The organism is Pseudomonas sp. PS01300 (genome assembly GCF_029960155.1).
Lineage (GTDB): Bacteria > Pseudomonadota > Gammaproteobacteria > Pseudomonadales > Pseudomonadaceae > Aquipseudomonas > Aquipseudomonas palmensis.
Window position 1 is genome coordinate 92,757 of record NZ_JASCPN010000008.1, and the last position, 25,115, is coordinate 117,871.

Here is a 25,115-nt window from a genome sequence, read left to right on the forward strand (position 1 = left end):
CGTATGGAGTCTTACCATGCAGCATGAATCCCACACCCACGGCATCGACATGTCCGCCCTGGGTCGCACCAAGCAGAGCCTGCAGCTGGCCGACGAGACCGTGGCCATCGAAGTGCCGGGCCTGAGCCTGTTCTACGGCGAGAAGCAGGCGCTGTTCGATGTCAGCCTGAACATTCCCAAGCAGCGCGTGACCGCCTTCATCGGCCCCTCGGGCTGCGGCAAGTCGACCCTGCTGCGCACCTTCAACCGCATGAACGACCTGGTCGACGGCTGCCGGGTGGAAGGCGCGATCAACCTCGACGGCAACAACATCTACCGCAAGGGCGAGGACGTGGCCGAGCTGCGCCGCCGCGTGGGCATGGTGTTCCAGAAGCCCAACCCGTTCCCCAAGACCATCTACGAGAACGTGGTGTACGGCCTGCGCATCCAGGGCATCAACAAGAAGCGTGTACTGGATGAAGCCGTGGAGTGGGCACTCAAGGGCGCCGCACTGTGGGAGGAGGTCAAGGACCGCCTGCACGACTCGGCCCTGGGCCTGTCCGGCGGCCAGCAGCAGCGCCTGGTGATCGCCCGTACCATCGCGGTGGAGCCTGAGGTGCTGCTGCTCGACGAACCGTGCTCGGCGCTGGACCCGATTTCCACGCTCAAGGTCGAAGAGCTGATCTACGAACTCAAGTCCAAGTACACCATCGTCATCGTGACCCACAACATGCAGCAGGCCGCGCGGGTTTCGGACTACACCGCGTTCATGTACATGGGCAAGCTGGTGGAATACGGTGACACCGACACCCTGTTCACCAACCCGGCGAAGAAGCAGACCGAAGACTACATCACCGGTCGGTATGGCTAGGATTCAACGATTGAACGCCGCCTGACAGCACTTACCGGACGCGCCAAGGATTTCTCATGATCGACAAAGACAGCCTCACCCATCACATCTCCCAGCAGTTCAACGCCGAACTTGAAGAGGTTCGCAGCCATCTTCTGGCAATGGGCGGCCTGGTCGAGAAACAGGTCAACGACGCCGTCACCGCGCTGATCGAGGCCGATTCGGGCCTGGCCCAGCAGGTGCGCGAAGTCGATGAGCAGATCAACCAGATGGAACGCAACATCGACGAGGAGTGCGTGCGCATCCTGGCCCGGCGCCAGCCGGCGGCGTCGGATCTGCGCCTGATCATCAGCATCTCCAAGTCGGTGATCGACCTGGAGCGTATCGGCGACGAATCGACCAAGATCGCCCGCCGCGCCATCCAGCTGTGCGAAGAAGGCGAGTCGCCGCGCGGCTACGTGGAGGTGCGTCACATCGGCGACCAGGTACGCAACATGGTGCGCGACGCGCTCGACGCCTTTGCCCGCTTCGATGCCGAGCTGGCGCTGTCGGTGGCGCAGTACGACAAGACCATCGACCGCGAGTACAAGACCGCCCTGCGCGAGTTGGTGACCTACATGATGGAAGACCCGCGCTCGATCTCGCGGGTACTGAGCGTGATCTGGGCGCTGCGTTCGCTGGAGCGCATCGGCGACCACGCGCGCAACATCGCCGAGCTGGTGATCTACCTGGTGCGCGGTACCGACGTGCGTCACCTGGGCCTGAAGCGAATGAAGGAAGAAGTCGAGGGCAACGGCAACGGCGAAAAAGCTAATGTTCCGGGCAAACCTGACGATAAATAGGACTGCCCCGAGAATGAACGCCCGGCCTTGGCCGGGCGTTTTCGTTTGCGGCAGCGCAACAGCACGCACCCGCGAATGATTTGACGGAGCCCCGGCATGAGCGAAGTCTTGGCAAATGGCCATCAGTCAACGTTATGCTAGCCGGGTCTTGAAGGAGTGGCGATGAGTAAAGTCAGTGTTCTGGTCGTGGATGACGCGCCGTTTATCCGTGACCTGGTGAAAAAGTGTCTGCGCAATTACTTCCCCGGCATGGTCATCGAGGACGCGGTCAACGGTCGCAAAGCCCAGGTGCTGCTGGAGCGCGAGCGTTTCGACCTGGTGCTGTGCGACTGGGAGATGCCCGAGATGTCGGGCCTGGAGCTGCTGACCTGGTGCCGCCAGCACGAAGCGCTCAAGGCCATGCCGTTCATCATGGTGACCAGCCGTGGCGACAAGGAAAACGTGGTGCAGGCGATCCAGGCCGGTGTGTCGGACTTTGTCGGCAAGCCGTTCACCAACGAGCAGTTGCTGACCAAGGTGAAGAAGGCGCTGACCAAGCTGGGCAAGCTCGATACCCTGATGGCCAGTGCGCCCACCCGCGCCACCTCCGCGTTTGCCAATGACTCGCTGTCGGCCCTGACCGGCGGCAAGGCCGAGAACGTGCGCCCGGCCGCCCCAGCCGCGGCCCCGGTGGCGGCGGCCAAGCCACTGATCAATGCGCCGCAACCGGGCGCGGCCAAGGCGGCGGCGCCGGCGGGCCGCGGACAGGGCCAGCTGCGCCTGTCCAGCGGCAACCAGGCCTGCGTGATCAAGGCTCTGAGCCTGAAGGAAGCCCTGCTGGTGGTACGCCGTGGCGAAGTGCTGCCGCAGATCCTGGAAGGCGCGGTGCTGGACCTGGAGCAGGGCGACAATGCCGAGATCGCGCGGCTCAACGGGTACCTGCATGCGGTGGTGGCGGTGGAATCCAAGCCGGACAGCGACTGGCTGCAACTGACCTTCCGCTTTGTCGACCAGGATGCGCAGAAGCTCGACTACCTGTCGCGGCTGATTGCCCGCGGTACGGCGCTCAAGCACTTCGTGCCGGGGGCCTGACAGGCCCTTTGCTGCTTGCGGCCTCTTCGCCGGCAAGGCCGGCTCCTACAGCCGTAGGAGTCGGCCTTGCCGGCGAAGGACACACCACTGATCGCCTGCCATACCCCGCATCACTCCCCGCAACACGCCCTCCATATTCCCCTGCTAGGCTTGCTCACAGCTAACCTGTCAGATGGCCACTACCGATGCCGCCACACCTGCTGCTGTTCTGCGCCCTGTTGCTGGCTGCCGGCCCGAGCTGGGCCATGACCATCTACAAGAACACCGACGCCGACGGCGTGGTGTCCTATTCCGATCGCCCCAGCCCCGGCGCCCGCGCATTGGTGTTCCGTGATCGCATGGTCGAGCAGTTGGGCCAGCAGGTGCAGTTGCAGGTCAGCAAGTACGCCGACGGCGTGCGTTTCAGTGCCCGCAACGAGCTGCATGCCCCGGTCGAAGTGGAACTGCGCCTGGAGCGCCTGGGCAACGTGCAGAACCTGGCGCCGCGCATCGTCCGGCGGGTGGTGCCGGCCCGTTCCACGCTGCTGCTCACTGCCCTCGGTGCGCGCAAGCCCGGTACCCCGGTCAGCTACCGCGAGCAGTTCAACTACACGTTGGGCAACCCCGCCCAGCGCACCCAGGCCTATCGCTACCCGTTCCCCTGGCGCGGCGGCCCGTTCCGCCTCTCCCAGGGCCCCAATGGCACCTACAGCCACTTCGGCCCCAAGGGCCGTTATGCCATGGACATCGCCATGCCCGAAGGCACGCCGATCATCGCGGCGCGGGCAGGGGTGGTGATAAAGACGGAAAACACCCAGAGCGGGCGCGGTACCAACCCGGCAGGCAATTTCGTGCGGATTCTGCATGCCGACGGCACCATGGGCGTGTACCTGCACCTGATGCGCGGGTCGGTGGTGGTCAGCGAAGGCCAGCGGGTGGCCTATGGCACGCCGCTGGCAAGGTCCGGCAACACCGGCAACAGCAGCGGGCCGCACCTGCATTTCGTGGTGCAGCGCAACGTGGGGCTGGCGCTGGAGTCGATCCCGTACCAGTTCAACCAGCCCATCGGCGGGCTGCCGAGCTTTACCGCCGGCAACCCGTAAGGCGCGTCAATCGAGCTTGAGCACCTTGGCCAGCACGATCTTGGGCCCTTTCATCTTTTTGATGATGATGCGCAGGCCGTCGACCTCCAGCACCTCTTCTTCTTCCGGTACGCGCTTGAGCGTCTCGTAGACCAGGCCAGCAAGGGTTTCGGCCTCGATGTGGTCCAGGTCCACGCCCAGCAGGCGCTCGACCTTGAACAGCGGGGTGTCGCCGCGCACCAGCAGCTTGCCGGGCTGGTAGGCGAGGATGCCGCGCTCGGTCTTGCGGTGTTCGTCCTGGATGTCGCCCACCAGCACTTCGAGCACGTCTTCCATGGTCAGGTAGCCGATCACCTTGCCATCGGCCTCTTCGACCAGGGCAAAGTGCGCGCCGCCCTTGCGGAACTGCTCCAGCAGCTGCGACAGCGGCATGTGGCGCGATACGCGTTCCAGCGGGCGGGTCAGCTCGGCCAGGTTGAACGACTCGGGCAGGTGGTCCAGCGCGGCCAGTTCCAGCAGCAGGTCCTTGATGTGCAGCAGGCCGACGAATTCGCCGCTTTCGGCGTCGAGCACCGGGTAGCGGCTGAACTTGTGCCGGCGGAACATCGCGAGGATCTCCTTGAGCGGCGCATGGGCGTCGAGGCTGACCATGTCTTCACGGGAATTGGCCCAGTCGACCACCTCCAGTTCGCCCATCTCCACCGCCGAGGCCAGTACGCGCATGCCCTGGTCGCTGGGGTCCTGGCCCCGGCTGGAGTGCAGGATCAGCTTGAGCTCCTCGCGGCTGTAATGGTGCTCGTGGTGCGGGCCGGGCTCGCCCTGGCCGGCGATGCGCAAGATGGCGTTGGCACTGGCGTTGAGCAGGTAGATGGCCGGGTACATCATCCAGTAGAACAGGTACAGCGGTACCGCCGTCCACAGCGACAGCAGTTCGGGCTTGCGAATGGCCCAGGACTTGGGCGCCAGCTCGCCGACCACGATGTGCAGGTAGGAGATCACGAAGAAGGCGCTGAAGAACGATACGCCCTTGATGACTTCGGGCGATTGCACGCCCACCGCCGCCAGCAGCGGCTCGAGCAGGTGCGCGAAGGCCGGCTCGCCGACCCAGCCCAGGCCCAGCGAGGCCAGTGTGATGCCCAGCTGGCAGGCCGACAGGTAGGCGTCCAGCTGGCTGTGTACGGTACGCAGGATATGCCCGCGCCAGCCGTTCTTGCCGGCAATCGCCTCGACCCGGGTCGAGCGCAGCTTGACCATGGCGAACTCGGCCGCAACGAAGAATCCGTTGAGCAGAACCAGCAGCAGAGCAAAAAGAATCATGCCGAAATCGGCAAACAGTGAAGCGAGGGTGATACCAGGGGAAGGGTCCATGATGGAGTTTTACGGGGTCCGTCTTCTGAAATAAGGGAGTGTGGCAATGCCAGCAGATACTGGCGCGAGTCAGCCAATGTAGCGGCTGACTGCGCAAATTTAAAGGGCGGTCGCTCAGGAAACGGTGCGGGTTGCCACCTGAACGGGGGCGAAATGGCAGGTAAAGGTACTGCCGTGGCCCGGTACGCTGCTGATCTCCAGCCGGCCGCGGTGGCGCAGCAGTACGTGCTTGACGATCGCCAGGCCAAGGCCGGTGCCGCCGGTGGTGGAGTTGCGGCTGGAGTCGACGCGGTAGAAACGCTCGGTCAGGCGTGGCAGGTGCTTTGGGTCGATGCCGATGCCCGAGTCCTGCACGCTCAGGTGCGCGCCCTGGGCGTCGGCCCACCAGCGGATGCGGATCTGGCCCTCATCCTGGGTGTACTTGACGGCGTTGAACACAAGGTTGGAGAACGCGCTGCGCAGTTCCGCCTCGCTGCCCTTGAGGCGCACGCCCGGCTCGGCGTCCAGGGTGATGCGCTGGTTGCGCTGGCCGGACAGGGCCTGGGCATCGCCCTTGATCGACTGCAGCAGGCTGTCGATGGCCACCGGCTGATTGTCGGAGGGGTAGTCGGTGGCCTCCAGCTTGGCCAGCAGCAACAGGTCGTTGAGCAGCGTCTGCATGCGCACGCCTTGCTGCTGCATCTGGGTCAGGGCCCGCACCCAGCGCGGGTTCACCTCCTCGACGTTGTCGAGCAGGGTCTCCAGGTACCCGGCAATCACCGTCAGTGGCGTGCGCAGCTCGTGGGAAACGTTGGCGACGAAGTCCTTGCGCATCTGTTCGAGCTGGTGGATGCGGGTCACGTCGCGCACCAGCATCAGGTGTTCGTTGTTGCCGTAGCGGGTGATGTGCAGCTGGATGCGCAGGCGGTCGCTGATGGGTGAGGGGATTTCCAGCGGCTCGAGGTAGTTCTCCTGTTCGAAGTACTCCTTGAAGCGCGGGTGGCGCACCAGGTTGGTGACCGGCTGGCCGCTGTCCTGTGGGGTCTTGAGCCCCAGCAGGGTCTCGGCGGCGCGGTTCCACCACTCCAGGTTGCCGTCGCTGTCGAGCATGATCACCGCGTCCTTGAGGGCGGCGGTGGACTCCTGCACGCGGTCGATCACTGCCTGCAGGCGCCCGCGCACGCGTTGGTCGCGGCGTTGCAGGTGGTAGATGCTGTCGAACACCTCGCCCCACAGGCCATAGCCGTCGGGCGGGGCCTCGTCGGGTTTGTGCTGGCGCAGCCAGTCGTGCAGGCGCAGCAGCTGCTTGAGGGTCCAGCCCAGATACACGCCAAGGCCCAGGGCCAGGCTCCAGCCGTAATGGCCGCTGATCAGCCCTGCCAGCAGGCAGACGGTGGTCAGCAGCAGCATGTGGCGAATCAGGGTGCCATGCCAGTTTTGGTTCACGGTGGGTCCTTAGGACCCGCTGCAAGCTGCAAGCGGCAAGCTGCAAGATTGAAGCGGATCTGCGTTTGCTTTTGCTCTTACTTGAGGCTTGTAGCTTGCCGTGTTCTCAACTCTTGGTTGAGAACCGGTATCCCGTGCCGCGCACGGTTTGTACCAGATTTTCGTAGGCTTCACCCAGCGCCTTGCGCAGACGGCGGATATGCACGTCGACGGTGCGCTCCTCCACGTACACATTGCCGCCCCATACCTGGTCGAGCAGCTGGCCACGGGTGTAGGCGCGCTCCTGGTGGGTCATGAAGAACTGCAGCAGGCGGTATTCGGTAGGGCCCATCTCGGCAGGCTTGCCGTCGATGGTCACGCGGTGGCTGATCGGGTCGAGCAGCAGGCCGCCGACCTCGATCGGGGCCTCGCCATCACTGGGGCCGGCACGGCGCAGCACGGCCTTGAGGCGGGCCACCAGTTCGCGCGGGGAGAACGGCTTGGTGATGTAGTCGTCGGCGCCGACTTCCAGGCCCTGGATCTTGTTGTCTTCCTCACCCTTGGCGGTGAGCATGATGATCGGGATGTCGCCGGTCAGCTCGTCGCGCTTGAGGCGCCGCGCCAGTTCGATGCCCGAAGTGCCCGGCAGCATCCAGTCGAGCAGGATCAGGTCGGGCTTGCGGTCGACGATGATGGCATGGGCCTGCTGCGAGTTTTCCGCCTCCAGGCAGTCGTAGCCGGCCATTTCCAATGCAACGGCGATCATCTCGCGAATCGGCGCCTCGTCGTCAACGATCAGAATGTTCCTGCCAACCATGCTCAAACCTCTTCCCATTAAGGTGTCTTGGCCCGCATTAGATAACGGAATTATTGCAGTCGTGTGACAGGTCGTGTGGCCTGGCGGCAACATTCCTTGGCTGAGCTAGGCTTTAGCTCCCACCCATCACCAAAAACGGTGAATCCAATGACACGACATACGCTGAACTGGATGGCTCTCTTTGCTGTTGCAGCACTGGCCCTGCCGGGGGTGGCAGCGGCCGCGCCGGGGATGGAGAAGAACGGCGTGCTTGTCGATTCTGCCGGCATGACGCTGTACACCTTCGACAAGGATGCAGGCGGCAAATCCATGTGCAATGACGACTGCGCCAAGAACTGGCCGCCCCTCAAGGCCATGGCGGGCGACGCCGCCGAGGGCAAGTGGACGCAGATCAAGCGCGAAGACGGCTCGATGCAGTGGGCCTACGATGGCAAGCCGCTGTACACCTTCGTCAAGGACAAGAAGGGCGGTGACATGACCGGCGACGGCATGAAGGACGTCTGGCACGCCGCCAAGCCATGAGGCCGGCCTTGCGCGGCCGCCCCCGGGGGCGGCTAGCGCAGGGTGTAGTCCAGTACCACGCCGATGAACACCAGCAGCCCGGCCCAGTGGTTGTGCAGGAAGGCCTTGAAGCAGGCGTCGCGATCCAGGCTGCGGGTCGACCAGTATTCCCAGGCGAAGCACAGCGCCGCGCCTACCAGCCCCAGGTGGAACCAGCCACCCAGCTCGAAGCGGTTGCCGGCCATCAGCAGGCAGCCCAGCGACAGCAGCTGCAAGGTCAGGATGATGGCGCGATCGGCTTCGCCGAACAGGATCGCGGTGGACTTGACCCCGATCTTCAGGTCGTCGTCGCGGTCGACCATCGCGTAGTAGGTGTCGTAGCCCACGGTCCACAGCAGGTTGGCGATGTACAGCAGCCAGGCGATGGCCGGCAGCTCGCCGGTGGCGGCGGTGAAGGCCATGGGGATGCCCCAGGAATAGGCCGCGCCCAGCACCACCTGCGGGTAATAGGTGTAGCGCTTCATGAACGGGTAGCAGGCTGCCAGCGCCACGGCGCCGAACGACAGCCATACCGTCTGCGCATTGGTGCACAGCACCAGCACGAAACTCAGCCCCACCAGGGTCGCGAACAGGACCAGCGCCTCGCGCCCGCTGATGCGCCCGGCCGCCAGCGGGCGTTCGGCGGTGCGCTTGACGTGACCGTCGACCTTGCGGTCGGCAAAATCGTTGATCGCGCAGCCCGCGGCGCGCATCAGCACCACGCCGAACAGGAAGATCAGCACGTTGGCCACGGTGGGCGTGCCCTTGGCCGCGATCCATACCGCCGTGAGGGTGGGCCACAGCAGCAGGTAGATGCCGATCGGCTTGTCCATGCGGCTGAGCTGGATGAAGTCCCACGCCCGGGGGTGCAGGCGATTGAGCGACTTGAGCAGGCTCAGGTACATCAGCGGTCCTCCAGGCGGGTGTCGGTGGCCTGCCACAGGGCGGGCAGGAAGATCTCGGCCACCAGGATGCTCAGTTCACCCTGGTCGAACCGCGAACGGCGTGCCCACAGGCCGTCATGGCGCTGCTCGCGGGGCAACCAGGCGGCAGGGTAGTGGCACACCTCGATGGCCTGGCGGGTAAACCCGGGGCTGCAGAACAGCAACTCGCCCAGCGAACGGCTGCCCAGCGCTTCCATGTCCAGGCCGCCCTGCTGCAGGGCGCTGCGCGCGGCCACACTGCGTGCGTACACCCACGGCTGGCCATGCCCGCGCAGGTACACCTCGCGCACCCAGCCTTCGCTGCCCGGGGCCAGGCCGAGGCTGGTGCACTCGTCGGCGCGCAGCGGCTGCCAGCCCTCGTACAGGGGGGTCACGCTGAAGTGATCGGCGGATAATCGGGTCAGGCGGCGGGTCAACGAGCCCTGGTCGAACAGCCAGTCGGCGGTAAGGGGGTCGGCGCTTGCGGCCAGCGGCGTTTGCTGCTGCAGCCAGTGTGGCGCGGGCACTTGCGAGGTTTCGTACGGCACGGTAGGTATGCGGTTACAAGCCAGTGAGGCGCCGAGCTTAGCATGTTTGCCGGTTGCGCTTGCATCGCGCCACCAGCCTCAGTACAAAGCCCCCTGACGATCCATGCAGCGCCAAGACTGTAATGATCACAACCGATGTGCGTCTGGATTACTGGAGGGAGAGCGATCATGAAGAAGTGGCAATGCGTGGTATGCGGGCTTATCTACAACGAGGCCGATGGCTGGCCGGATGACGGCATTGCGCCGGGCACCTTGTGGCAGGACGTGCCGGAAGACTGGCTGTGCCCGGACTGCGGCGTGGGCAAGATGGATTTCGAGATGATCGAAATCAACTGATCATTTTTTATACAGGGAAGGGATGAAGGCATGAGCGATCCGGTGGTGATTGTCGGTACGGGGCTGGCGGGCTACAACCTCGCCCGCGAATTTCGCAAGCTCGACGGCGAGACGCCGTTGCTGCTGATCAGCGCCGATGATGGTCGCTCGTATTCCAAGCCGATGCTGTCCACCGGCTTTGCCAAGGACAAGGACGCCGACGGCCTGAGCATGGCCGAGCCGGGGGCCATGGCCGAGCAGCTCAAGGCCCAGGTGCGTACCCATACGCGCATCAGCGGCATCGATCCGGGCCACAAGCGCCTGTGGATCGGCGAGGAGCAGGTGCCGTACCGCGACCTGGTGCTGGCGCTGGGCGCGCAGACCATCCAGGTGCCGGTGCAGGGCGACGCAGCCGATGCGATCTTCCCGATCAACGACCTCGAAGACTACGCGCGCTTTCGCGCCGCGGCGGCCGGCAAGCGCCGGGTACTGATTCTGGGGGCCGGGCTGATCGGCTGCGAGTTCGCCAACGACATGCACCTGGGTGGCTTCGAGATCGACATCGTCGCCCCCTGCGAGCAGGTCATGCCGACCCTGCTGCACCCGGCCGCCGCGGCTGCGGTGCAGGCTGGGCTGCAAGGGCTTGGTGTGCGCTTTCACCTGGGCCCGGTGCTGACCCGCCTGGAACGTTCGGCCGATGCCCTGCAAGCGCATCTGTCCGATGGCAGTGTGATCGTCTGCGACCTGGTGGTATCAGCCATCGGCCTGCGCCCCCGCATCGACCTGGCTGCCGCCGCTGGCCTGCAGGTCAATCGCGGGGTGGTGGTCGACCGCCACCTGCGCACCTCGCACGCCAACATCCATGCCCTGGGCGACTGTGCCGAGGTCGACGGCATCAACCTGCTGTACGTGATGCCGCTGATGGCCTGCGCGCGCGCGCTGGCGCAGACCCTGGCGGGCAATCCGACGGTGGTCAGCTACGGGCCTATGCCCATCACGGTGAAGACCCCGGTATGCCCGCTGGTCGTTTCACCGCCGCCACGCGCCCGCGAAGGCCAGTGGCAGGTCGAAGGGCAGGGCAGCGACATCAAGGTGCTCTGCCGGGATGCCGATGGCCAACTGCTGGGCTATGTATTGACCGGTACGGCAGTGATGGAAAAGCTGGCGCTGAACCGTCAACTTCCGCCGTTGCTGGCATAAATAGCTGTCGTTCTGTCGGATATACCCTGCCATTGCCTGAACAATGGCCGCCCAGAGACTGGCGCGGCCACTGGCGGCGTGCCATTCTCACACCCGTCTGCCGCAGTTTAGAGCCTGCGGTGCCTTAGGCGCTGCCTGCAAGGCAGCACGGCATAACAACAAAAAATCCGTCAGAGGGGCTTCACCATGCGTAAACCAGAACTCGCCGCAGCCATTGCCGAGAAAGCCGACCTTACCAAGGAGCAGGCCAACCGCGTGCTCAATGCCGTACTGGAAGAAATCACTAACGCGCTGCACAAGAAAGACAGCGTCACCCTGGTAGGCTTCGGCACGTTCCTGCAGCGCCACCGTGGCGCGCGCACCGGCAAGAACCCTCAGACGGGCGAGCCGGTGAAGATCAAGGCCAGCAACACCGTGGCGTTCAAGCCAGGCAAGTTCCTCAAGGACAGCGTCAATCCGTAAGGCCGTGGGCTACTGATTGCATTGAAGAGCGGGCACCCCTACAAGGTGCCCGTTCTTGTTTGTGTGGCGGCTCTTCGCCGGCAATGCCGGCGCCTGCAGGAGATAACCGCCGTCTGCAGGAGCCGGCGTTGCCGGCGAGGAACCCACCGCGCAGTGCGCTATTGCCGTGCCCCGTGCTTGTGACTAGCATACGCCGCCGCCCACACCCGCGCGGCGGTGTTCCAGGGAGGGAGCGGCATGGGCAACTCATCATTCATCGAATCGTTCGGCTCATGCCTGTGAGCTGTGCGCCCCCCTATCGCTTCTACGTCTGGTTACCCTGGGTATGCCTGGTTTCGCTGCTGTGCCTGGATGTCTACCAGTACGGCCTGCGCGTGGCCGGTTTCGAGCCGTTCCTGCAAATCTACCTGCTGGGCTTCGGCCTGCTTGGTTACCCCCTGTTCGCGCTGTGGGCCAGCCGCCGCCTGCATCTGGCGCCTCGGCACCTGTGGTGGGCGCCGGTATGGTGCGTCCCTTTCTACGCACTGCCCTGGGTGCTGTATGGCCTGGTCTACCTGCTCACCGGTCGTATCGCCGGGTTGGGCCTGATGCTGATGTGGGTGGCCTTTGTGCCCTACCTGCTGGGCGCCGGCTATTTTTTCGTCACCCTGACCGCGCTGCTGCTGGCGGCGCAAAGGCGCCTGTGCAATGGACCTTGAGCTGAAGAATTACCTGGCAGGTCTCGCCGACAGCAACCTGTTCGGCAGCCTGGCCATCCTGTGCCTGTTCGCCTTGCTGCTGAACCTCGGCGAGCGCCAACGCAACACGCGCTGGGTTAGGCTGCTGACGTTTGGCTGCCTGTTGGCGGTGGTGCTGCTGCACGGTGTGGGCACCTACTGCATGAATACCCAGGTACCGTGATGAAGGCAGTAATCGGGGTGGTATTGGTGGCCGTGCTGGCGCTGGGGGTGGGCACGCCGCTGTTCGGCAACCTGCTGATGCTGCTGATGGACCGCGACAACTTCATCCCCGCCGAATCGTCGCTGCTGAGTTTCGAGCCGTATCAGGTGTCTCAGGGCTCATCGAACTATTGGCTGTACGGCGAGGACGACCGTTACTACTACCACTTCACCCATGAGCCCACTCACCCCTATCGCTATATCGCCAAGGACAATCACTGCCCGGCGTTCGACCGTGACGATGTGCGCAGCTGGTGCAATGCGCTGCAAGGAACGCTGCCCAAATGAAGCGACAACTGCTGATCAATGTCGCCCTGCATGCTCTGGCCATCGTGCTCTACGGGGTGCTCAACGATATTGCCGTGGACTGGTACAAGGGCCACTACGGCGGCTTTACCGCCCGTGGCGTGTCCTCCGGCAGCATTGTGTTCCTGGTGATGTGGGTGTTCGTGCCGCTCAATGTGGTGCTGCCCCTGTTGACCAACTGGAAGCTCAAGTACTGGCTGGTGGCCGCGCAAATCGTGTTGATCCTCTGGTGGCTGTTGCCCGAGCACCCGGTGCGGGCGTACTTCTTCAGTTGCCTGGCGGGCGGCCTCAGCCTGTCGGCGGTGCTGATCTCGCACTGGCTGAGGCGTAAATGAGCAGCCCGACCGTAAAGCAGCAACTGTGGCGCTGGCTGGTGGTGTTGGGCGTGCTGGCGTGGGTGGGCTATCAGATTCACGCGCTGATCGAGGCACCCGGACAGACCTCGTTCGTCAGCGAGTCGGGGCGCTACCGTTTCCAGAACGTGCCGGCGCGCAGTTGGCTGATACCTTTCGGCGGCATGGGCTACATGCGCGTGACCGATCGCGAGCGCCCGGGTGAGGTCTGGCGCACGCCGCTGTACGACCTGCAGTCGCTGGACATGCGCGACTTCGAGGATGAAGCCGAAGTGGGCATCTACTGGATCAATTTCAACAAGCGCGACCGCCATTTCGACATCGCCATGCCGCAATGGGAGCCGCACTGGCTCAACAGCTTCATCGCCAATACCGACTACACCGTGGCCGAAGAACAGGCCCGCTGCCGCAAGCCCGAGCACCTGGTGCGCTACATCTGGGACCTGTGGCTGTGGCTGGTGTGGGTCAGCGACTACCCCTGCACGCAAACCGAGTACTACATCAACCCGCCCCCGGTGTATCAGCCATGAAGTCGAGTATCCCGGTGCTGCTGGCCGGCCTGCTGGCAAGTGCGCTGGCGCAGGCCGCGCCGGTTTGCCCCAGCCGCGACTTCGCGATGTTTTTCAAGGCGTTTGCCGAGGATGCGCAGCTGCAGTCCGACTTTACCGCCCATACCCTGGTCGAGCAGCGCCTCCAGGCCGGGCCCGAGGGGCCGCAACCGGTGGTACGCAAGCTCGAGCCGGCCCTGCGTCCTGATCTTTCGCAGCTGTCGTCGGAGCGGGTGGCGGCCAACGGGCTGATCCGTGAAATCGCGCTGCCCGACCGGGTTTACCTGCGCGACCAGCGCGGCGAGGTGTTGCAGGCATTCATCTTCGAGCAGGCCGACTGCTGGGCGCTGGCACGGGTCGAGGACTGGTCGCCGAGCGACGCGCTCAAGAGCGTGAAAACCCCCGATGATGCCGCCCCCGGCGTGCGTGCGCTGCAGCGCGGCGATGCCTACGAGCAACTGGGCCAGGGTGAAATCAAGCCCATCGACAAGCAGCTGTTCATCGCTGCGCTCAACAGCTACCTCGATGCCGTGGACCAAGGCTCTGCCTACGCTGCCTACAGCGCTGCGGCAATCAGCCTGTCGGGCATGGCGCCGCGCCTGAGCAACCAGTGCCTGGAGCAGTTGCTGCGCCTGTCGTCGGCCACTGTGCCTGAAGGGGCACTGATGCTGGCGAGCTTCTATTGCGACGAGGGCCAGTACCGCCCCGACGACAACACCTGCAAACACCCGCAGAAGGCCCTCGAGGCCTTGCGTCAGTCCGCCGCGATGGGCTCGGGCAATGCCTTCAACGAGCTGGGCAGCGTGTATGCGCGCGGTGAAATCGTGCCCGCCCAACCGGCACGCTCGCTGGCCTGCTACACCGAGGCGGTGGCGCACGGTGCAGACTGGGCGGACTTCAATGCCCAGGAGATGATCAAACGCGGCGCCCGCGCCGACAAGGACCAGCCATGCCTGTAGCCCACAACTGGCGCGAATGCCTGCAAGACCCGACGCTGAGCCCGCCCGCGCCCTGGGTCAGCTTTCCCGAGCTCGACCCGCAGGGGCTGGGCAGCCTGCAGGGCGATTTCGAACACTACTGGCGTTACTGCTGGTGGCCGTTCTGGTTGCGCCTGGGCAAGGCCCGCCAGCAGGCCTACCTGCTGCGCCACAACGCACCGCGTGGCTGGGCAGAGTATCTGGCGCACATCGACCACCAGCCTCCGTCGCCCGGGCTGGCGCCACTGCCCGAACACTGGCGTGGCGACAGCCCGGTCACCCACCGCCAGTTGCTGCGCTGGGTGCTGCCGATAGTGGTGCACCTGTTTGCGGTGGTGGCCTACGTGGCGCTAAACGGCACGCTGGTGAGCTGGTACAAGCAGTACGCCGGCGGGCTGACGTCGCGCGGGGTAGCCGTTGGCATAGCGATGTACATGGTGTTCTGGTTCTTCGTCGGCATGAACCTGCTGATCGCCCTGCTGCCACGGGTGTGGGGCAAGGTACAGGCCACGGTGTTCATGGCGGCGATCATCGGCTTCTACCTGTGGCCCGAGCATCCGCTGCGGGCGCTGTTCTACAGCACACTGTCTGCCAGTGTGACCCTGGTGGCCATCGGCGCGAATGCGCAGCTGCACCGCCACTTTCTCAACCTCATCTTCAAGGGTTCGAAATGAAGCGTACCCCTCACGCCGTTGCCTTGGCGTTGTCACTGTCACTGGCAGGCACTGCCCATGCCGCAGTACCTGCCGAAAAAACCATCGAGGGCGCAGGCGGGGCGAAGCTTTCGTTCTCCAAATGGAGCGCCGAGGAGAACGGCTGGCATGCGGTGCAGTGGCAAGGCGCCAATGGCAAGGGCTTCACCTTGTACCCGCACGAGTTTGCGCGGGATGCGATCGATGGCGACGCTTCGGCAGTGTCGCCTGACGGGCGCTTCGTGATGCTCTACCGCCTGCGCCAGTCGGGGCGGCAGTTCACGCCCCCCACGCTGCGCTGCGACATGGTGGCGATGGACACCGGTTGTGTGATGGCCACGCGGCTGGCCCAGTACTGCGTGGGCCGTTGGCAGAACGGCGCCTGGCAGCCGGAGAACAAGCTGCCCTGGGCTACCAAGCTGGAAACCATCAAGCCGGCCAAGGTCGCAGGCCTGCTGCACAGCAGCGAGAACCGCGAGATACCCGCGCGTCACGCCGTACTGGCCGAAGAGGTGTACATGGGCCTGGATTCCTACATGGCCTGCCATGCGCCCCAGGACAACGTGCCCGGCTACAACGACATGGGCTACCTGATCGGCGACGACTGGAACCCCAACCTGATGCTGCGCATCTATCGCGCCATCGAGCCCTTTGCCCAGGGGCGTCGGGCGCTGCAGCTGAACATTGCCGATATTCTCTGGGGCTACGGCAACTCGCGCGAAGCCGGCCCTTACTACGCGCGCTATCGCCAGCAGATGCTGGAGGCCGGCGCGGCGCAGAAGATTCCGTCACGGGTGCAACTGCGCCTGGATGCGGTACCGGCTGCCGACCCCAACCGGTAGGCCGCACACCCTGACATACAGTCGCCTTCAACAAAGCGAAGACGGCTGTAGCCTTTGGTCGCAAAAAAGCTAAACTGCGCCCCTCAGTCACTTTTCGCCTAGGGGCGTATATGAAGTTTCGTTTTCTGCTCTGGGCCATGGGTTTGCTGATGGCGCGGGCCAGCCGCAACAACCCGGCGTTCCAGCAGCAACTGAAGGACAAGGACCTGGTGTTCCAGTTGCAGACCCTCGACGGCAAGGTCGCCCGGCACTTCATCGTCAGCAACCAGCGCATCCGCAGCAAGGGTGGCACCCATGCCGAGCCTGCGTTCGCCATTGCCTTCAAGGATGCCGCCTACGGCTTCGCCACGCTGCAGGCCAAGAACAAGCAGCTGGCGTTCATGCAGGGGATTCAGGACAAGTCGATCCAGATCAAGGGCAACCCGGCCCTGGTGATCTGGTTCCAGGGCCTGATGAAGTACCTGATGCCGCGCAAGAAGAAAGCCTGAGCGCAGCGCCCAGGCTTCAGGTTGTCAGTGCGGGGTGAACTGTGACGCCAGTTCACGCAGCAGCGATTCGGCTTCAAGCACCTTGTGCACCACGTCCTCGGCCTTCTCGCGGCTGATGTTCAGGCGCTCCAGCAACGCGTCGGGGATGCGGTCGTCCGGCCCCGAGCCGATGCCGCGCGCGCGCAGCAGGCGTACCGCCACGCACACCAGGTTGGGGAAGGCGGCATGGTCCCCCGCGTAATGCGGGTCGTGCTGAAAGCGCAGGGCGGTGGCCAGCTCTTCGGGCATGTCCCAGAAGCGCATCAGCCAGGCACCGATCTGCTCGCGGCTGATGCCCAGCAGGTGCTGCTCGACATAGCTGTGGCACAGGTGCGGGTTGACCTCCAGGTGGCGGCAGATCAGCGAGAAATGCGGCGGGAACACATGCGCCAGCAGCAGGTAGCCGAAGTTGTGCAGCAGCCCGGCCAGGTAGGTCAGGCCCGACTCAGGACGCTCGGCGCGGGGCATGGCGCGGGTCAGGCCCTCGATCACGGCGGCGGTGTAGATCGATTGCTGCCAGTAGGGGGTGGTCTGCTGCGGGTGATCCTTGGGCAGGCTCAGGGTCTTGCCCAGGGCCAGGCCCAGCGCCAGGTTGATCACCAGGTCGAAGCCCAGCACCCGCACGATGGCGTCTTCCACCGAGCGGATCTTGCCGGGGGAGGCGTAGTAGGGCGAGGCGGCCCAGCTGACCACCTGCGCGGCCAGCGCCGGATCGGTCTCGACCACACCGGTGATGTCGTCGATGGTGGCGTTGGGGTCGACCCGCAGCTTGATGATCTTCTGTGCGGTCTCGGCCAGCGGCGGGATCTCGATGGTCGATTCCAGGCGCTGCTGGATGCGTCGTGCGGTAAATGCCTGCACCGCCTCGGTGATCTCCTTGCTGTCATCGGCCGGACGGTCGAGGTTGGGGCGGATCTCGCTGAGCAGTACACCGAAATGCCCGGCACTGGCCTTGGCCAGCATCTTCCTGAAGTGCTCGCTGTGGATTTCCAGCAGCAGGCCGGGGGTTCCGGAATGAATCAGCAGGGCCGGCTGCTTGAGCAGGCGCTCCTCGTACAGGCACGGTGAGCTGGTCAGCGCCGGAATGGCGGGCAGGATCGTCAGGCCGTGCTTCTTGAGCATCAGTTCGAGCCGCTCGAGCGGCACGGCGGTGAGCTTGCGGCCGGTCAGCTCGGTCAGGTGGCTGAGGTCCAGCAGCTGGTTCTGCGGGAACAGCACCATCAGCGCACCGACCGCGTCGTCGAGCAGCACGGCCTGGACCTTTGCCTCGGGCGCCAGCTGCGGGTGGTCGATGACCTCGCGGTAGGCGATGCCGAGCTTGTCGAGCAGCAACCGGATAACAGACGGTGTGTGGGGGGTTGCGGTATCCAGGGCAACTTCAGTCATGGTCTGTATCCAGTATTTTTTCAGCGGCCAGTATAGCCGGCTCGATGGGGGCGGCCCGCGTCGACATGGGAGGTACGTCACACCTGGCCATATTGCTGCCCGTGGCGTAACCAGCGGTCGAGCAACGGGCTGACGTGGTCCGGCCAGCGTGCCAGCAGGGCCTGTGCAGCATCGCGCACCGCCGGCAGCAGGTCGGCGTCGCGCATCAGGTCGGCGACCTTGAACTGCAACAGGCCGGTCTGGCGGGTCCCGAGCATTTCGCCCGGGCCACGCAGTTGCAGGTCTTTCTCCGCAATGACAAAGCCGTCATTGGTTTCGCGCATGATCCCCAGGCGTTCACGCCCGATCTGCGACAGTGGCGGATGATACAACAGTACGCAATGGCTGGCCGCACTGCCGCGTCCGACTCGCCCGCGCAACTGGTGCAGCTGGGCAAGACCAAGGCGTTCGGGGTTCTCGATGATCATCAGGCTGGCGTTGGGTACGTCCACGCCCACCTCGATCACGGTGGTGGCCACCAGCAGTTGCAGGTTGCCCTGCTTGAACTCGGCCATCACCGCAGCCTTCTCGGCCGGCTTCATGCGCCCGTGGATAAGCCCCACGCGCAACTCGCCCAGGGCACTGGTGAGCTCTTCGAAGGTGGTTTCGGCGGCCTGGCAGGTCAGCTCTTCGGACTCTTCGATCAGGGTGCATACCCAATAGGCCTGGCGCCCTTCGGCACAGGCGGCGCGCACGCGCTCGACCACTTCGATGCGGCGGCTGTCGGCCACCAGTACAGTGTTGACCGGGGTACGCCCCGGCGGCAGTTCGTCGAGCACCGAGGTGTCGAGGTCGGCATAGGCGCTCATGGCCAGGGTGCGCGGGATCGGCGTGGCAGTCATGATCAGCTGGTGCGGGCACAACTGGCCGCCCACGCCTTTCTGGCGCAGGGCCAGGCGCTGCTGTACGCCAAAGCGGTGCTGTTCGTCGATGATCGCCAGCGCCAGGTTGTGAAACTTCACCTCTTCCTGGAACAGCGCATGGGTACCCACCACCATTGGCGCGCCGGCGGCGATCTGCTCCAGCGCGGCGGTGCGCGCCTTGCCCTTGAGCTTGCCGGCCAGCCAGGCGACTTCGATGCCCAGCGGTTCGAGCCAGCGCTTGAAGGTGACGAAGTGCTGCTCGGCAAGAATCTCGGTGGGGGCCATCAGCGCCACCTGGTAGCCGGCTTCCAGCGCCTGCAGGGCTGCGAGCGCGGCGACCACCGTCTTGCCGGCACCCACATCGCCCTGCACCAGGCGCAGCATCGGCTCGGGCTGGCTGAGATCGTAGGCGATCTCGTTGCCCACGCGCTGCTGTGCGCCGGTTGGAGCGAAGCCCAGGTTGGCCAGGTATTGGGCCGCCAGCCTGCTCGCCTTGGGCAACACCGGGGCCCGCTGGGCGCGCAGGCTCTCGCGCAGGCGCTGCTGCGACAGCTGGTGGGTCAGCAGCTCTTCGAAGGCCAGGCGGTGCTGGGCCCAGTGGTGGCCCACGGCAAGCTCTTCGACATCGGCATCGGCCGGCGGGTGGTGCAGGTAGCGGATAGCATCGGCCAACGGTGCCAGCTGGTAGTCGCGTGCCAGTTCCAGCGGCAGCCAGTCGGGCAGGCTGCGCGGGCCGAGCAGGCCCAGGCTCTGCTGGCACAGCTGGCGCAGGCGCTGCTGGGTGAGGCCTTCGGTGGTCGGGTAGATCGGGGTCAGGGTGGTATCGACCGGGGGCGGCTCGTCGCCGGTCAGGGCGCGGTACTCGGGGTGGTAGATCTCCAGGCCCGAGGCGCCGGGGCGCGCTTCGCCGTAGCAGCGCAGGTGGGTGCCGCGCTTGAGCGCTTCCTTCTGGGCGTTGCTGAAGTGGTAGAAGCGCAGGCTCAGCGAACCTGTGCCATCGCCCAGGCGCACCAGCAGGCTGCGGCGCCTGCCCATGGTCACGTCGGTGCCACTGACCACGCCTTCGATCACTGCATCCTGGCCCGGGCGCAGGGCGCCGATCGGCACCACGCGGGTGCGGTCCTGATAGCGCAGGGGCAGGTGGAACAACACGTCCTGGATGTTCTCCAGGCCAACCTTGGCCAGCTTCTCGGCCAAGGCTTCGCCAACGCCCTTCAGTGCCGTGACCGACACCTTCGACAACTCGGTCATGCTCGGGCCCTAAGGTGCGGCGGGTGGCTTGGCCACCGAACACAGGCGGATCGAGTCGGCCAGAATCTCGATGGCCTTGGGCCGCGGGAAGCTCGCGCGCCAGGCGATCGCCACGGTGCGAAACGGTGCCGGCGGGCTCAATGGGCGGACTTCGATGATGCCCGGCGCGTAGTGATGGCTGTGCACGGCCGACAGCGGCAGGATCGACACGCCCAGCCCCGAGGCGACCATGTGGCGGATGGTTTCCAGCGAGCTGGACTCCACCGTGGTGTGCTTGGCGCCGTCGTTGCCCTTGGTCAGGGTCGGGCAGGCCTCCAGCACCTGGTCGCGGAAGCAGTGGCCTTCGCCGAGCAACAGCAGGCTCTTGTCGTTGAGCAGGCTGGCGTCGATGGTCTCTTTCTTTGTCCAGGGATGCTCGCTGGGCATCAGCACGTAGAACGGCTCGTCGTACAGCGGCAGCGTCAGCACGTCGGCTTCATTGAACGGCAGGGCGATGATCACCGCGTCCAGCTCGCCGTTGCGCAGCTTGTCACGCAGGATATGGGTGAAGTTTTCTTCGATGTACAACGGCATCTGCGGGGCAACCCGGTGCAGTTGCGGAATCAGGTGCGGGAACAGGTACGGGCCGACGGTATAGATGGCCCCCACCTTGAGCGGCGCGGTCAGCTGGTTCTTGCCGGCCTGGGCCAGTTCACGGATGCCCTGGGCCTGCTCCAGTACCTTCTGCGCCTGGGCCACGATGCCTTCGCCGACCGGGGTCAGGCGCACCGCGCTCTTGCTGCGCTCGAAGATCAGCACGCCCAGCTCGTCCTCCAGCTTCTTCACGCCCACCGACAGGGTCGGCTGGCTGACGTGGCAACGCTCGGCCGCGTGGCCGAAGTGCTGTTCCTGAGCGAGGGTGACGATGTAGCGCAATTCTGTGAGGGTCATAACGTGCGTCCATGAAGTTGCGAGCCCAGCATAGCGGCTGCAATCGATAGACGCACGTTATCAGACTTGCGTGCGTGTGACAGAAACAAACAACTCAGCGTTTCTTGTCCAGCGAGTACACGAACGGCGCGACCACTTCGATACTGCCGTTGTTGAGCAGTTCCTGAGGCGGCTTGGGCACGGGTTGAGCCTTGCGGATCATTTCCAGGGTTGCCCGGTCCAGTGCCGCGCTGCCTGAACCACCGGCCAGCGAGTACGACAGGATCTTGCCTTCGGCGTCGACCACGAAGCGCAGCCGGTTGATGCCCTGCAGGCCCCGCCGACGCGCGTCTTCCGGGTAGCGCTTGTACTTGCCAAGGTGACGCAACAGGTCGCTCTGCCAGGTAGGCAGGGCATTGCTGTTGGCGGCGATGCTTGGCGCCGGTGCTGCGGATTTCTGCGCCGGAGCGTTGCTTGGCGGGGAATCCACGGTTTCCTGGTCGACCGGCTTGTCCTGCGGCGGCTCCGGTTTTTTCTCCGGTTTCGGAGGCTGGGGCTTGGCCTTGGGCTTGGGCGGTGGCTTGGGTATCGCGATTTTCGGTTTGGGCGCTTCTGCCACCTTGGGCAGTGGTGGCTCCTCGACCGGCGTCGGCGGCTGTGGCGGGGCCACGACCTTCGGTGGCGGTGGTGGGGCCGGCTCGGGCATCGGCGCCATCTCGATCATCATCGCCGCAGGCGGCAGTTCGATTGCCTGGGGCACCGACCAGTTGAGCATCAGCACCACGGCAACGGCATGCACGGCCAGCACAATCGCCAGGCTGACGCCGTAGCGCGCCAGTTTATGCCGCGTATTGGTCATTTCTTGGCTGCCGTCTCAAGTCCCACCAGGCCGACCTTCAAGTAGCCGGCTGCGCGCAGGGTGTTCATGACTTCCATCAGGTCGCCGTAATCGACGCCCTTGTCAGCCTGGAAGAAGATGGTGGTGTCCTTGTCGCCCTTGGTCTTGGCGTCCAGTACCGCGCCCAGCTGGTCGCGTTGCACCTGATCGTCGCCGACGTACAGGTTCTGGTCGGCCTTGACGCTGAGGAACACCGGCTTCTCCGGCCTGGGCACGGGCTTGGCGGTCGAGGCCGGCAGGTCGACCTTGATGTCGACCGTGGCCAGGGGCGCCGCCACCATGAAGATGATCAGCAGTACCAGCATCACGTCGATGAACGGCGTGACGTTGATTTCGTGGTTCTCGGCGAGATCGTCGCCGCCCTCGTTAAGATGCAGGCCCATGGTTTACCCCACTTTCACCATGTGTGGCGCAGCGGAACGCTCGCCTGGCTGGTGGTCCAGGTCGCGGCTGACCAGCAGCAGCACGTGCGCCGAAGCGTCGGAAACCTGTGCCTTGTAACCGGCGATGGAACGGGCGAAGACGTTGTAGATGACCACTGCGGGGATCGCGGCAACCAGGCCCAGGGCGGTGGCCAGCAGGGCCTCGGCGATACCGGGTGCAACCACCGCGAGGTTGGTGGTCTGGGTCTTGGCGATGCCGATGAAGCTGTTCATGATGCCCCACACGGTACCGAACAGACCGACGAACGGAGCGGTGGAGCCGATGGTGGCAAGCACGCCGGTACCGCTGCTCATGTTGCGACCGCTGGCCGCGACCAGGCGCTCGAGGCGGAAGCTCACGCGCTCCTTGATACCTTCTTTTTCACGGGCATTGGCCGACAGGTGCATTTCCTCGAGGGCATCGTGCACCAGCAGGTGTGCCAGGGTGCCGGGCTTGTCGGCGGTTTCGCTGGCGTCCTTGATGCTGGTGGCCTTCTTCAGCAGGGCGATTTCAGAACGCAGGCGGCGCTTGGCGCCCATCAGTTCGAAGCCCTTGGCAATCCAGATGGTCCAGGTGATCAGCGAGGCGATGGCCAGGCCGATCATCACGATCTTCACCACGATGTCGGCGTTCTGGTACATGCCCCATGGCGACAGGTCGTGGGCCATGCCCAGGCTGGTGTCTTCGACCAGCGCTTGGGTGGCGTCGTCGGCCTGGCCTTCGACAGGGGCAGCGCCCGGCGCGGCGGCGGCATCCGCAGGCTCGGCGCCCGGGGCAGCAGGTGCGGCCGGGGTAGCATCGGCAGGGGCAACGGCGGCGGCCGGTGTGGCGTTCTGTGCGGCGGGCTCATCGGCCATGGCGGCGGGGGCCAGTACCAGGCTGAACATCAGCGCGGCAATGGCGCGCCAGGCGCGCGACAGGGTTGGCGAAGCGGAAGGTTGAATACGTGTCATGCTGGCCGGACCTGATGAAGAAGAAATGGGTAGTTGTCCTTCCAGGCCTCGAGTCGGGCCGAGAACAAAATTTGGGCGGCCATTATTGCAAGTAATTCTTGTTAACAGAAGATACACAGTATCTTTTTTTGCATATTAACTAGCCGCCTATCGATTTCCACAGATAGGCTGTGGCTTTGTCTGACGGAGTGTGCGGATGTCTTCGCCTTCAGTTCTGATCGTCGGTTGCGGCGATGTGGGTGGCCGTCTGGCCCAGCAATTGCTGGGCCTTGGCTGGTCGGTAAGCGGTTTGCGCAGAAATGTGGCGGCCTTGCCCGCGGGGGTTGCCGGCATCGCGGCAGACCTGGAAAACCCGCAGTGCCCGACCGATTGGCCTTTGGTCGCACCCGACTACCTGGTGTACTGCGTGGCCGCCAGCCAGCATGACGAGGCGGGCTATCAGGCGGCTTATGTACAGGGCCTCAAGCATGTACTGGGCTGGCTGGCCGAGCGTGGCCAGCGACCGCAGCGCCTGCTGTTCGTGTCCAGCAGCAGTGTGTTCGCCCAGCAGGACGGCGAGTGGATCGATGAAACCGCCGCCACCTTGCCGTCAGGTTACTCGGGGCAGGTCATGCTCCAGGCCGAACAGCTGGCACTGGCCAGCGGCATCCCGGCCAGCATCGTGCGCCTGACCGGTATCTACGGGCCGGGCCGCGAATGGCTGCTCAGCCAGGTGCGCCAGGGGTATCGGGTGACCGAAGAGCCGCCGCTGTACGGCAACCGCATCCATGCCGAGGACGCGGCAGGGCTGCTGGCCTTCCTGCTCAAGGCCGATGCGGCGGGGCGTGCGCTGGAGGACTGCTACATCGGGGTGGACGATGCACCGGCGCCATTGGCCGACGTGGTGGCCTGGTTGCGCGAGTACATGGGCGTCACGCATTGGTCGGAGCAGCAGCGTGTGCGGCGCACCGGCAGCAAGCGCTGCAGCAATGCGCGTGCCCGGGCACTGGGCTGGGTGCCACAGTACCCGAGCTACAAGGAAGGCTACGCGGCGATTCTGGCGGCGCAACCCTGAGGGCTCACCTGATCAGTCGCGCTCGAGCAGCCATTGCCGGGCGCCGGGATACAGCTGCGGCATCTCGTCTGGCTGGGCGCTGTTGAGGGCACGCAGGATTTCCAGCGTCTTGCCATCACGCTTGAAAATCCACGGGTTGCCCTGCTGGTTGCGCTCCAGCCACAGGCTGTCGTACTCGCCGCTCATGCTGGCGCAGTCGCCGGCCAGGCACAGTGCGTAGCGGTCCAGATTGGGCAGGCCCTCGACACTGCCCGTGTCGCCGAAGCGCACGACATTGCCCTGACCAGGGCCCTCGATCACCTTCCAGTCACCCTTCAGGTAGGCGCCGTACAGCGCCTGCTCGAAGGTGGTCCCGGTGCGGGCTTCCATTGGGGCGGGAGAGCTGGCCTTCTGGAAGCTGTGCTGCGGCGCCATCGGGGTGGCGTGTTGCACCAGTTCGTCGCCATCCAGGCTCAGCGTCTGTATCTCATTGCCCGGGAATACCACGTCCCGCTGTTTTTCGCCGGCCTTGAGCTGGCCTTCGACGATCTCGAAACCGTTGGTGTAGCTGGCCTGTTCGGCCGCGACGTTGACCTTCCATTCCAGGTTGCCGCCGCTGTCCTGCAGCGCCTTGCGCAGGCTCACGCCTTTGGCGGCAGCATCGATGGCCTGCTGGTTGATCCAGATGCCGTTGTAGTCTTCGGGTTTGTGGCTGGCGCAGCCGCTCAACAGTGCGGCGGCCAGAGCCAGGGCAAGCGCGTGGCGCATGGCGGGGTCCTTCCAGAACAGTGCGGCGG

The 25,115-nt window shown here is 64.9% G+C and carries 30 protein-coding genes; 18 read left to right on the forward strand and 12 right to left on the reverse strand.

The window, feature by feature from the left end:
* Positions 1 to 16 precede the first annotated feature (16 nt).
* From pstB to QMX96_RS07185, 4 genes are all read left to right on the forward strand, one after another.
* Entirely contained in the window at positions 17 to 850 is an 834-nt protein-coding gene (gene pstB, locus QMX96_RS07170) for a phosphate ABC transporter ATP-binding protein PstB (protein WP_043861544.1), read from the forward strand.
* Positions 851 to 906: 56 nt separating this feature from the next.
* Positions 907 to 1,671, forward strand: a complete 765-nt coding sequence (phoU, locus tag QMX96_RS07175) for a phosphate signaling complex protein PhoU (protein ID WP_043861545.1) — start codon at positions 907 to 909, stop codon at positions 1,669 to 1,671.
* Positions 1,672 to 1,833: 162 nt separating this feature from the next.
* Complete coding sequence (locus QMX96_RS07180; protein ID WP_213606580.1) at positions 1,834 to 2,742, forward strand: response regulator; 909 nt, start codon at positions 1,834 to 1,836, stop codon at positions 2,740 to 2,742.
* 185 nt (positions 2,743 to 2,927) lie between these two features.
* The gene (locus QMX96_RS07185) at positions 2,928 to 3,824 is read left to right on the forward strand and encodes a M23 family metallopeptidase (RefSeq protein ID WP_054916463.1); all 897 of its coding nucleotides are present in this window, start codon (positions 2,928 to 2,930) and stop codon (positions 3,822 to 3,824) included.
* A 6-nt stretch (positions 3,825 to 3,830) separates the two neighbouring features.
* On the opposite strand, the gene QMX96_RS07190 is transcribed toward QMX96_RS07185, so the two are convergent.
* From QMX96_RS07190 to phoB, 3 genes are all read right to left on the reverse strand, one after another.
* The gene (locus QMX96_RS07190) at positions 3,831 to 5,171 is read right to left on the reverse strand and encodes a hemolysin family protein (RefSeq protein ID WP_043861548.1); all 1,341 of its coding nucleotides are present in this window, start codon (positions 5,169 to 5,171) and stop codon (positions 3,831 to 3,833) included.
* 114 nt (positions 5,172 to 5,285) lie between these two features.
* Positions 5,286 to 6,560 carry a phosphate regulon sensor histidine kinase PhoR gene (gene phoR, locus QMX96_RS07195; RefSeq protein WP_213085772.1) on the reverse strand — a complete coding sequence of 425 codons (1,275 nt, stop codon included), beginning with the start codon at positions 6,558 to 6,560 and terminating at the stop codon, positions 5,286 to 5,288.
* A 142-nt stretch (positions 6,561 to 6,702) separates the two neighbouring features.
* On the reverse strand, positions 6,703 to 7,392 hold the full coding sequence (gene phoB / locus QMX96_RS07200) for a phosphate regulon transcriptional regulator PhoB (RefSeq protein ID WP_028942483.1): 690 nt from the start codon (positions 7,390 to 7,392) through the stop codon (positions 6,703 to 6,705).
* 147 nt (positions 7,393 to 7,539) lie between these two features.
* On the opposite strand from phoB, the gene QMX96_RS07205 reads away from it, so the two are divergent.
* Positions 7,540 to 7,914 carry a hypothetical protein gene (locus QMX96_RS07205; protein WP_043861550.1) on the forward strand — a complete coding sequence of 125 codons (375 nt, stop codon included), beginning with the start codon at positions 7,540 to 7,542 and terminating at the stop codon, positions 7,912 to 7,914.
* A gap of 32 nt (positions 7,915 to 7,946) precedes the next feature.
* On the opposite strand, the gene ubiA is transcribed toward QMX96_RS07205, so the two are convergent.
* Positions 7,947 to 8,837: a 4-hydroxybenzoate octaprenyltransferase gene (gene ubiA, locus QMX96_RS07210; protein ID WP_282361482.1), complete on the reverse strand. Its 891-nt coding sequence runs from the start codon at positions 8,835 to 8,837 to the stop codon at positions 7,947 to 7,949.
* Positions 8,837 to 9,364, reverse strand: a complete 528-nt coding sequence (locus QMX96_RS07215; protein ID WP_213085773.1) for a chorismate lyase — start codon at positions 9,362 to 9,364, stop codon at positions 8,837 to 8,839. The genes ubiA and QMX96_RS07215 overlap by 1 nt, the downstream gene beginning before the upstream one ends.
* A 207-nt stretch (positions 9,365 to 9,571) precedes the next feature.
* Between QMX96_RS07215 and QMX96_RS07220 the strand changes: the two genes are divergently transcribed.
* The 12 genes from QMX96_RS07220 to QMX96_RS07275 all read left to right on the forward strand — a co-directional run bounded on the left by QMX96_RS07220 (position 9,572) and on the right by QMX96_RS07275 (position 16,524).
* Positions 9,572 to 9,739, forward strand: coding sequence for a rubredoxin (locus tag QMX96_RS07220; protein WP_007954349.1), 168 nt, complete (start codon positions 9,572 to 9,574; stop codon positions 9,737 to 9,739).
* 30 nt (positions 9,740 to 9,769) lie between these two features.
* The gene (locus QMX96_RS07225) at positions 9,770 to 10,918 is read left to right on the forward strand and encodes an FAD-dependent oxidoreductase (RefSeq protein WP_054916465.1); all 1,149 of its coding nucleotides are present in this window, start codon (positions 9,770 to 9,772) and stop codon (positions 10,916 to 10,918) included.
* Positions 10,919 to 11,104: 186 nt separating this feature from the next.
* Positions 11,105 to 11,380 carry an HU family DNA-binding protein gene (locus tag QMX96_RS07230; RefSeq protein WP_008366879.1) on the forward strand — a complete coding sequence of 92 codons (276 nt, stop codon included), beginning with the start codon at positions 11,105 to 11,107 and terminating at the stop codon, positions 11,378 to 11,380.
* Between the two features lie 272 nt (positions 11,381 to 11,652).
* Positions 11,653 to 12,078 carry a hypothetical protein gene (locus tag QMX96_RS07235; RefSeq protein ID WP_282361483.1) on the forward strand — a complete coding sequence of 142 codons (426 nt, stop codon included), beginning with the start codon at positions 11,653 to 11,655 and terminating at the stop codon, positions 12,076 to 12,078.
* Positions 12,068 to 12,280, forward strand: a complete 213-nt coding sequence (locus QMX96_RS07240) for a hypothetical protein (protein ID WP_043861554.1) — start codon at positions 12,068 to 12,070, stop codon at positions 12,278 to 12,280. Before QMX96_RS07235 ends, QMX96_RS07240 begins: the two co-directional genes overlap by 11 nt.
* Complete coding sequence (locus QMX96_RS07245) at positions 12,280 to 12,606, forward strand: hypothetical protein (RefSeq protein ID WP_058541950.1); 327 nt, start codon at positions 12,280 to 12,282, stop codon at positions 12,604 to 12,606. The genes QMX96_RS07240 and QMX96_RS07245 overlap by 1 nt, the downstream gene beginning before the upstream one ends.
* Positions 12,603 to 12,959 (forward strand): hypothetical protein, encoded by a 357-nt coding sequence (locus QMX96_RS07250; protein ID WP_043861556.1) that lies wholly within the window; start codon positions 12,603 to 12,605, stop codon positions 12,957 to 12,959. Before QMX96_RS07245 ends, QMX96_RS07250 begins: the two co-directional genes overlap by 4 nt.
* Positions 12,956 to 13,507, forward strand: a complete 552-nt coding sequence (locus QMX96_RS07255; RefSeq protein ID WP_078481447.1) for a hypothetical protein — start codon at positions 12,956 to 12,958, stop codon at positions 13,505 to 13,507. Before QMX96_RS07250 ends, QMX96_RS07255 begins: the two co-directional genes overlap by 4 nt.
* The gene (locus QMX96_RS07260; RefSeq protein WP_282361484.1) at positions 13,504 to 14,484 is read left to right on the forward strand and encodes a sel1 repeat family protein; all 981 of its coding nucleotides are present in this window, start codon (positions 13,504 to 13,506) and stop codon (positions 14,482 to 14,484) included. Before QMX96_RS07255 ends, QMX96_RS07260 begins: the two co-directional genes overlap by 4 nt.
* On the forward strand, positions 14,475 to 15,176 hold the full coding sequence (locus QMX96_RS07265; protein WP_058541948.1) for a hypothetical protein: 702 nt from the start codon (positions 14,475 to 14,477) through the stop codon (positions 15,174 to 15,176). Before QMX96_RS07260 ends, QMX96_RS07265 begins: the two co-directional genes overlap by 10 nt.
* Complete coding sequence (locus QMX96_RS07270) at positions 15,173 to 16,036, forward strand: hypothetical protein (protein ID WP_088513976.1); 864 nt, start codon at positions 15,173 to 15,175, stop codon at positions 16,034 to 16,036. The genes QMX96_RS07265 and QMX96_RS07270 overlap by 4 nt, the downstream gene beginning before the upstream one ends.
* A gap of 110 nt (positions 16,037 to 16,146) precedes the next feature.
* A complete protein-coding gene (locus QMX96_RS07275) occupies positions 16,147 to 16,524 on the forward strand; it encodes a helicase (protein ID WP_043861558.1) in 378 nt (125 codons plus the stop codon).
* Between the two features lie 24 nt (positions 16,525 to 16,548).
* Here the strand turns inward: QMX96_RS07275 and QMX96_RS07280 are convergent, their stop codons facing one another.
* The 6 genes from QMX96_RS07280 to exbB all read right to left on the reverse strand — a co-directional run bounded on the left by QMX96_RS07280 (position 16,549) and on the right by exbB (position 23,285).
* On the reverse strand, positions 16,549 to 17,949 hold the full coding sequence (locus tag QMX96_RS07280; protein WP_054916472.1) for an aminoacyl-tRNA deacylase and HDOD domain-containing protein: 1,401 nt from the start codon (positions 17,947 to 17,949) through the stop codon (positions 16,549 to 16,551).
* Between the two features lie 77 nt (positions 17,950 to 18,026).
* Entirely contained in the window at positions 18,027 to 20,102 is a 2,076-nt protein-coding gene (gene recG / locus QMX96_RS07285; protein ID WP_078481456.1) for an ATP-dependent DNA helicase RecG, read from the reverse strand.
* A 9-nt stretch (positions 20,103 to 20,111) separates the two neighbouring features.
* The gene (locus tag QMX96_RS07290; RefSeq protein WP_043861561.1) at positions 20,112 to 21,032 is read right to left on the reverse strand and encodes a hydrogen peroxide-inducible genes activator; all 921 of its coding nucleotides are present in this window, start codon (positions 21,030 to 21,032) and stop codon (positions 20,112 to 20,114) included.
* A 94-nt stretch (positions 21,033 to 21,126) separates the two neighbouring features.
* Complete coding sequence (locus QMX96_RS07295) at positions 21,127 to 21,870, reverse strand: energy transducer TonB (RefSeq protein WP_043861562.1); 744 nt, start codon at positions 21,868 to 21,870, stop codon at positions 21,127 to 21,129.
* Positions 21,867 to 22,292 carry a TonB system transport protein ExbD gene (gene exbD, locus QMX96_RS07300; RefSeq protein WP_043861563.1) on the reverse strand — a complete coding sequence of 142 codons (426 nt, stop codon included), beginning with the start codon at positions 22,290 to 22,292 and terminating at the stop codon, positions 21,867 to 21,869. Before exbD ends, QMX96_RS07295 begins: the two co-directional genes overlap by 4 nt.
* A 3-nt stretch (positions 22,293 to 22,295) precedes the next feature.
* Complete coding sequence (gene exbB / locus QMX96_RS07305) at positions 22,296 to 23,285, reverse strand: tonB-system energizer ExbB (protein WP_043861564.1); 990 nt, start codon at positions 23,283 to 23,285, stop codon at positions 22,296 to 22,298.
* A gap of 196 nt (positions 23,286 to 23,481) precedes the next feature.
* Between exbB and QMX96_RS07310 the strand changes: the two genes are divergently transcribed.
* A complete protein-coding gene (locus QMX96_RS07310; RefSeq protein ID WP_043861565.1) occupies positions 23,482 to 24,339 on the forward strand; it encodes an SDR family oxidoreductase in 858 nt (285 codons plus the stop codon).
* A 12-nt stretch (positions 24,340 to 24,351) separates the two neighbouring features.
* Here QMX96_RS07310 and QMX96_RS07315 read toward each other — a convergent pair whose 3' ends face one another.
* Positions 24,352 to 25,086 carry a hypothetical protein gene (locus QMX96_RS07315; RefSeq protein ID WP_043861566.1) on the reverse strand — a complete coding sequence of 245 codons (735 nt, stop codon included), beginning with the start codon at positions 25,084 to 25,086 and terminating at the stop codon, positions 24,352 to 24,354.
* Positions 25,087 to 25,115 lie beyond the last annotated feature (29 nt).

What these genes read in the sequence shown, in the direction of transcription:
- pstB (WP_043861544.1), top strand. Translation starts at nt 17, where the DNA reads ATGCAGCATGAATCCCACACCCACGGCATCGACATGTCCGCCCTGGGT.
- phoU (WP_043861545.1), top strand. Translation starts at nt 907, where the DNA reads ATGATCGACAAAGACAGCCTCACCCATCACATCTCCCAGCAGTTCAAC.
- QMX96_RS07180 (WP_213606580.1), top strand. Translation starts at nt 1,834, where the DNA reads ATGAGTAAAGTCAGTGTTCTGGTCGTGGATGACGCGCCGTTTATCCGT.
- QMX96_RS07185 (WP_054916463.1), top strand. Translation starts at nt 2,928, where the DNA reads ATGCCGCCACACCTGCTGCTGTTCTGCGCCCTGTTGCTGGCTGCCGGC.
- QMX96_RS07190 (WP_043861548.1), bottom strand. Translation starts at nt 5,171, where the DNA reads ATGGACCCTTCCCCTGGTATCACCCTCGCTTCACTGTTTGCCGATTTC.
- phoR (WP_213085772.1), bottom strand. Translation starts at nt 6,560, where the DNA reads ATGCTGCTGCTGACCACCGTCTGCCTGCTGGCAGGGCTGATCAGCGGC.
- phoB (WP_028942483.1), bottom strand. Translation starts at nt 7,392, where the DNA reads ATGGTTGGCAGGAACATTCTGATCGTTGACGACGAGGCGCCGATTCGC.
- QMX96_RS07205 (WP_043861550.1), top strand. Translation starts at nt 7,540, where the DNA reads ATGACACGACATACGCTGAACTGGATGGCTCTCTTTGCTGTTGCAGCA.
- ubiA (WP_282361482.1), bottom strand. Translation starts at nt 8,837, where the DNA reads ATGTACCTGAGCCTGCTCAAGTCGCTCAATCGCCTGCACCCCCGGGCG.
- QMX96_RS07220 (WP_007954349.1), top strand. Translation starts at nt 9,572, where the DNA reads ATGAAGAAGTGGCAATGCGTGGTATGCGGGCTTATCTACAACGAGGCC.
- QMX96_RS07225 (WP_054916465.1), top strand. Translation starts at nt 9,770, where the DNA reads ATGAGCGATCCGGTGGTGATTGTCGGTACGGGGCTGGCGGGCTACAAC.
- QMX96_RS07230 (WP_008366879.1), top strand. Translation starts at nt 11,105, where the DNA reads ATGCGTAAACCAGAACTCGCCGCAGCCATTGCCGAGAAAGCCGACCTT.
- QMX96_RS07235 (WP_282361483.1), top strand. Translation starts at nt 11,653, where the DNA reads ATGCCTGTGAGCTGTGCGCCCCCCTATCGCTTCTACGTCTGGTTACCC.
- QMX96_RS07240 (WP_043861554.1), top strand. Translation starts at nt 12,068, where the DNA reads ATGGACCTTGAGCTGAAGAATTACCTGGCAGGTCTCGCCGACAGCAAC.
- QMX96_RS07245 (WP_058541950.1), top strand. Translation starts at nt 12,280, where the DNA reads ATGAAGGCAGTAATCGGGGTGGTATTGGTGGCCGTGCTGGCGCTGGGG.
- QMX96_RS07250 (WP_043861556.1), top strand. Translation starts at nt 12,603, where the DNA reads ATGAAGCGACAACTGCTGATCAATGTCGCCCTGCATGCTCTGGCCATC.
- QMX96_RS07255 (WP_078481447.1), top strand. Translation starts at nt 12,956, where the DNA reads ATGAGCAGCCCGACCGTAAAGCAGCAACTGTGGCGCTGGCTGGTGGTG.
- QMX96_RS07260 (WP_282361484.1), top strand. Translation starts at nt 13,504, where the DNA reads ATGAAGTCGAGTATCCCGGTGCTGCTGGCCGGCCTGCTGGCAAGTGCG.
- QMX96_RS07265 (WP_058541948.1), top strand. Translation starts at nt 14,475, where the DNA reads ATGCCTGTAGCCCACAACTGGCGCGAATGCCTGCAAGACCCGACGCTG.
- QMX96_RS07270 (WP_088513976.1), top strand. Translation starts at nt 15,173, where the DNA reads ATGAAGCGTACCCCTCACGCCGTTGCCTTGGCGTTGTCACTGTCACTG.
- QMX96_RS07275 (WP_043861558.1), top strand. Translation starts at nt 16,147, where the DNA reads ATGAAGTTTCGTTTTCTGCTCTGGGCCATGGGTTTGCTGATGGCGCGG.
- QMX96_RS07280 (WP_054916472.1), bottom strand. Translation starts at nt 17,949, where the DNA reads ATGACTGAAGTTGCCCTGGATACCGCAACCCCCCACACACCGTCTGTT.
- recG (WP_078481456.1), bottom strand. Translation starts at nt 20,102, where the DNA reads ATGACCGAGTTGTCGAAGGTGTCGGTCACGGCACTGAAGGGCGTTGGC.
- QMX96_RS07290 (WP_043861561.1), bottom strand. Translation starts at nt 21,032, where the DNA reads ATGACCCTCACAGAATTGCGCTACATCGTCACCCTCGCTCAGGAACAG.
- QMX96_RS07295 (WP_043861562.1), bottom strand. Translation starts at nt 21,870, where the DNA reads ATGACCAATACGCGGCATAAACTGGCGCGCTACGGCGTCAGCCTGGCG.
- exbD (WP_043861563.1), bottom strand. Translation starts at nt 22,292, where the DNA reads ATGGGCCTGCATCTTAACGAGGGCGGCGACGATCTCGCCGAGAACCAC.
- exbB (WP_043861564.1), bottom strand. Translation starts at nt 23,285, where the DNA reads ATGACACGTATTCAACCTTCCGCTTCGCCAACCCTGTCGCGCGCCTGG.
- QMX96_RS07310 (WP_043861565.1), top strand. Translation starts at nt 23,482, where the DNA reads ATGTCTTCGCCTTCAGTTCTGATCGTCGGTTGCGGCGATGTGGGTGGC.
- QMX96_RS07315 (WP_043861566.1), bottom strand. Translation starts at nt 25,086, where the DNA reads ATGCGCCACGCGCTTGCCCTGGCTCTGGCCGCCGCACTGTTGAGCGGC.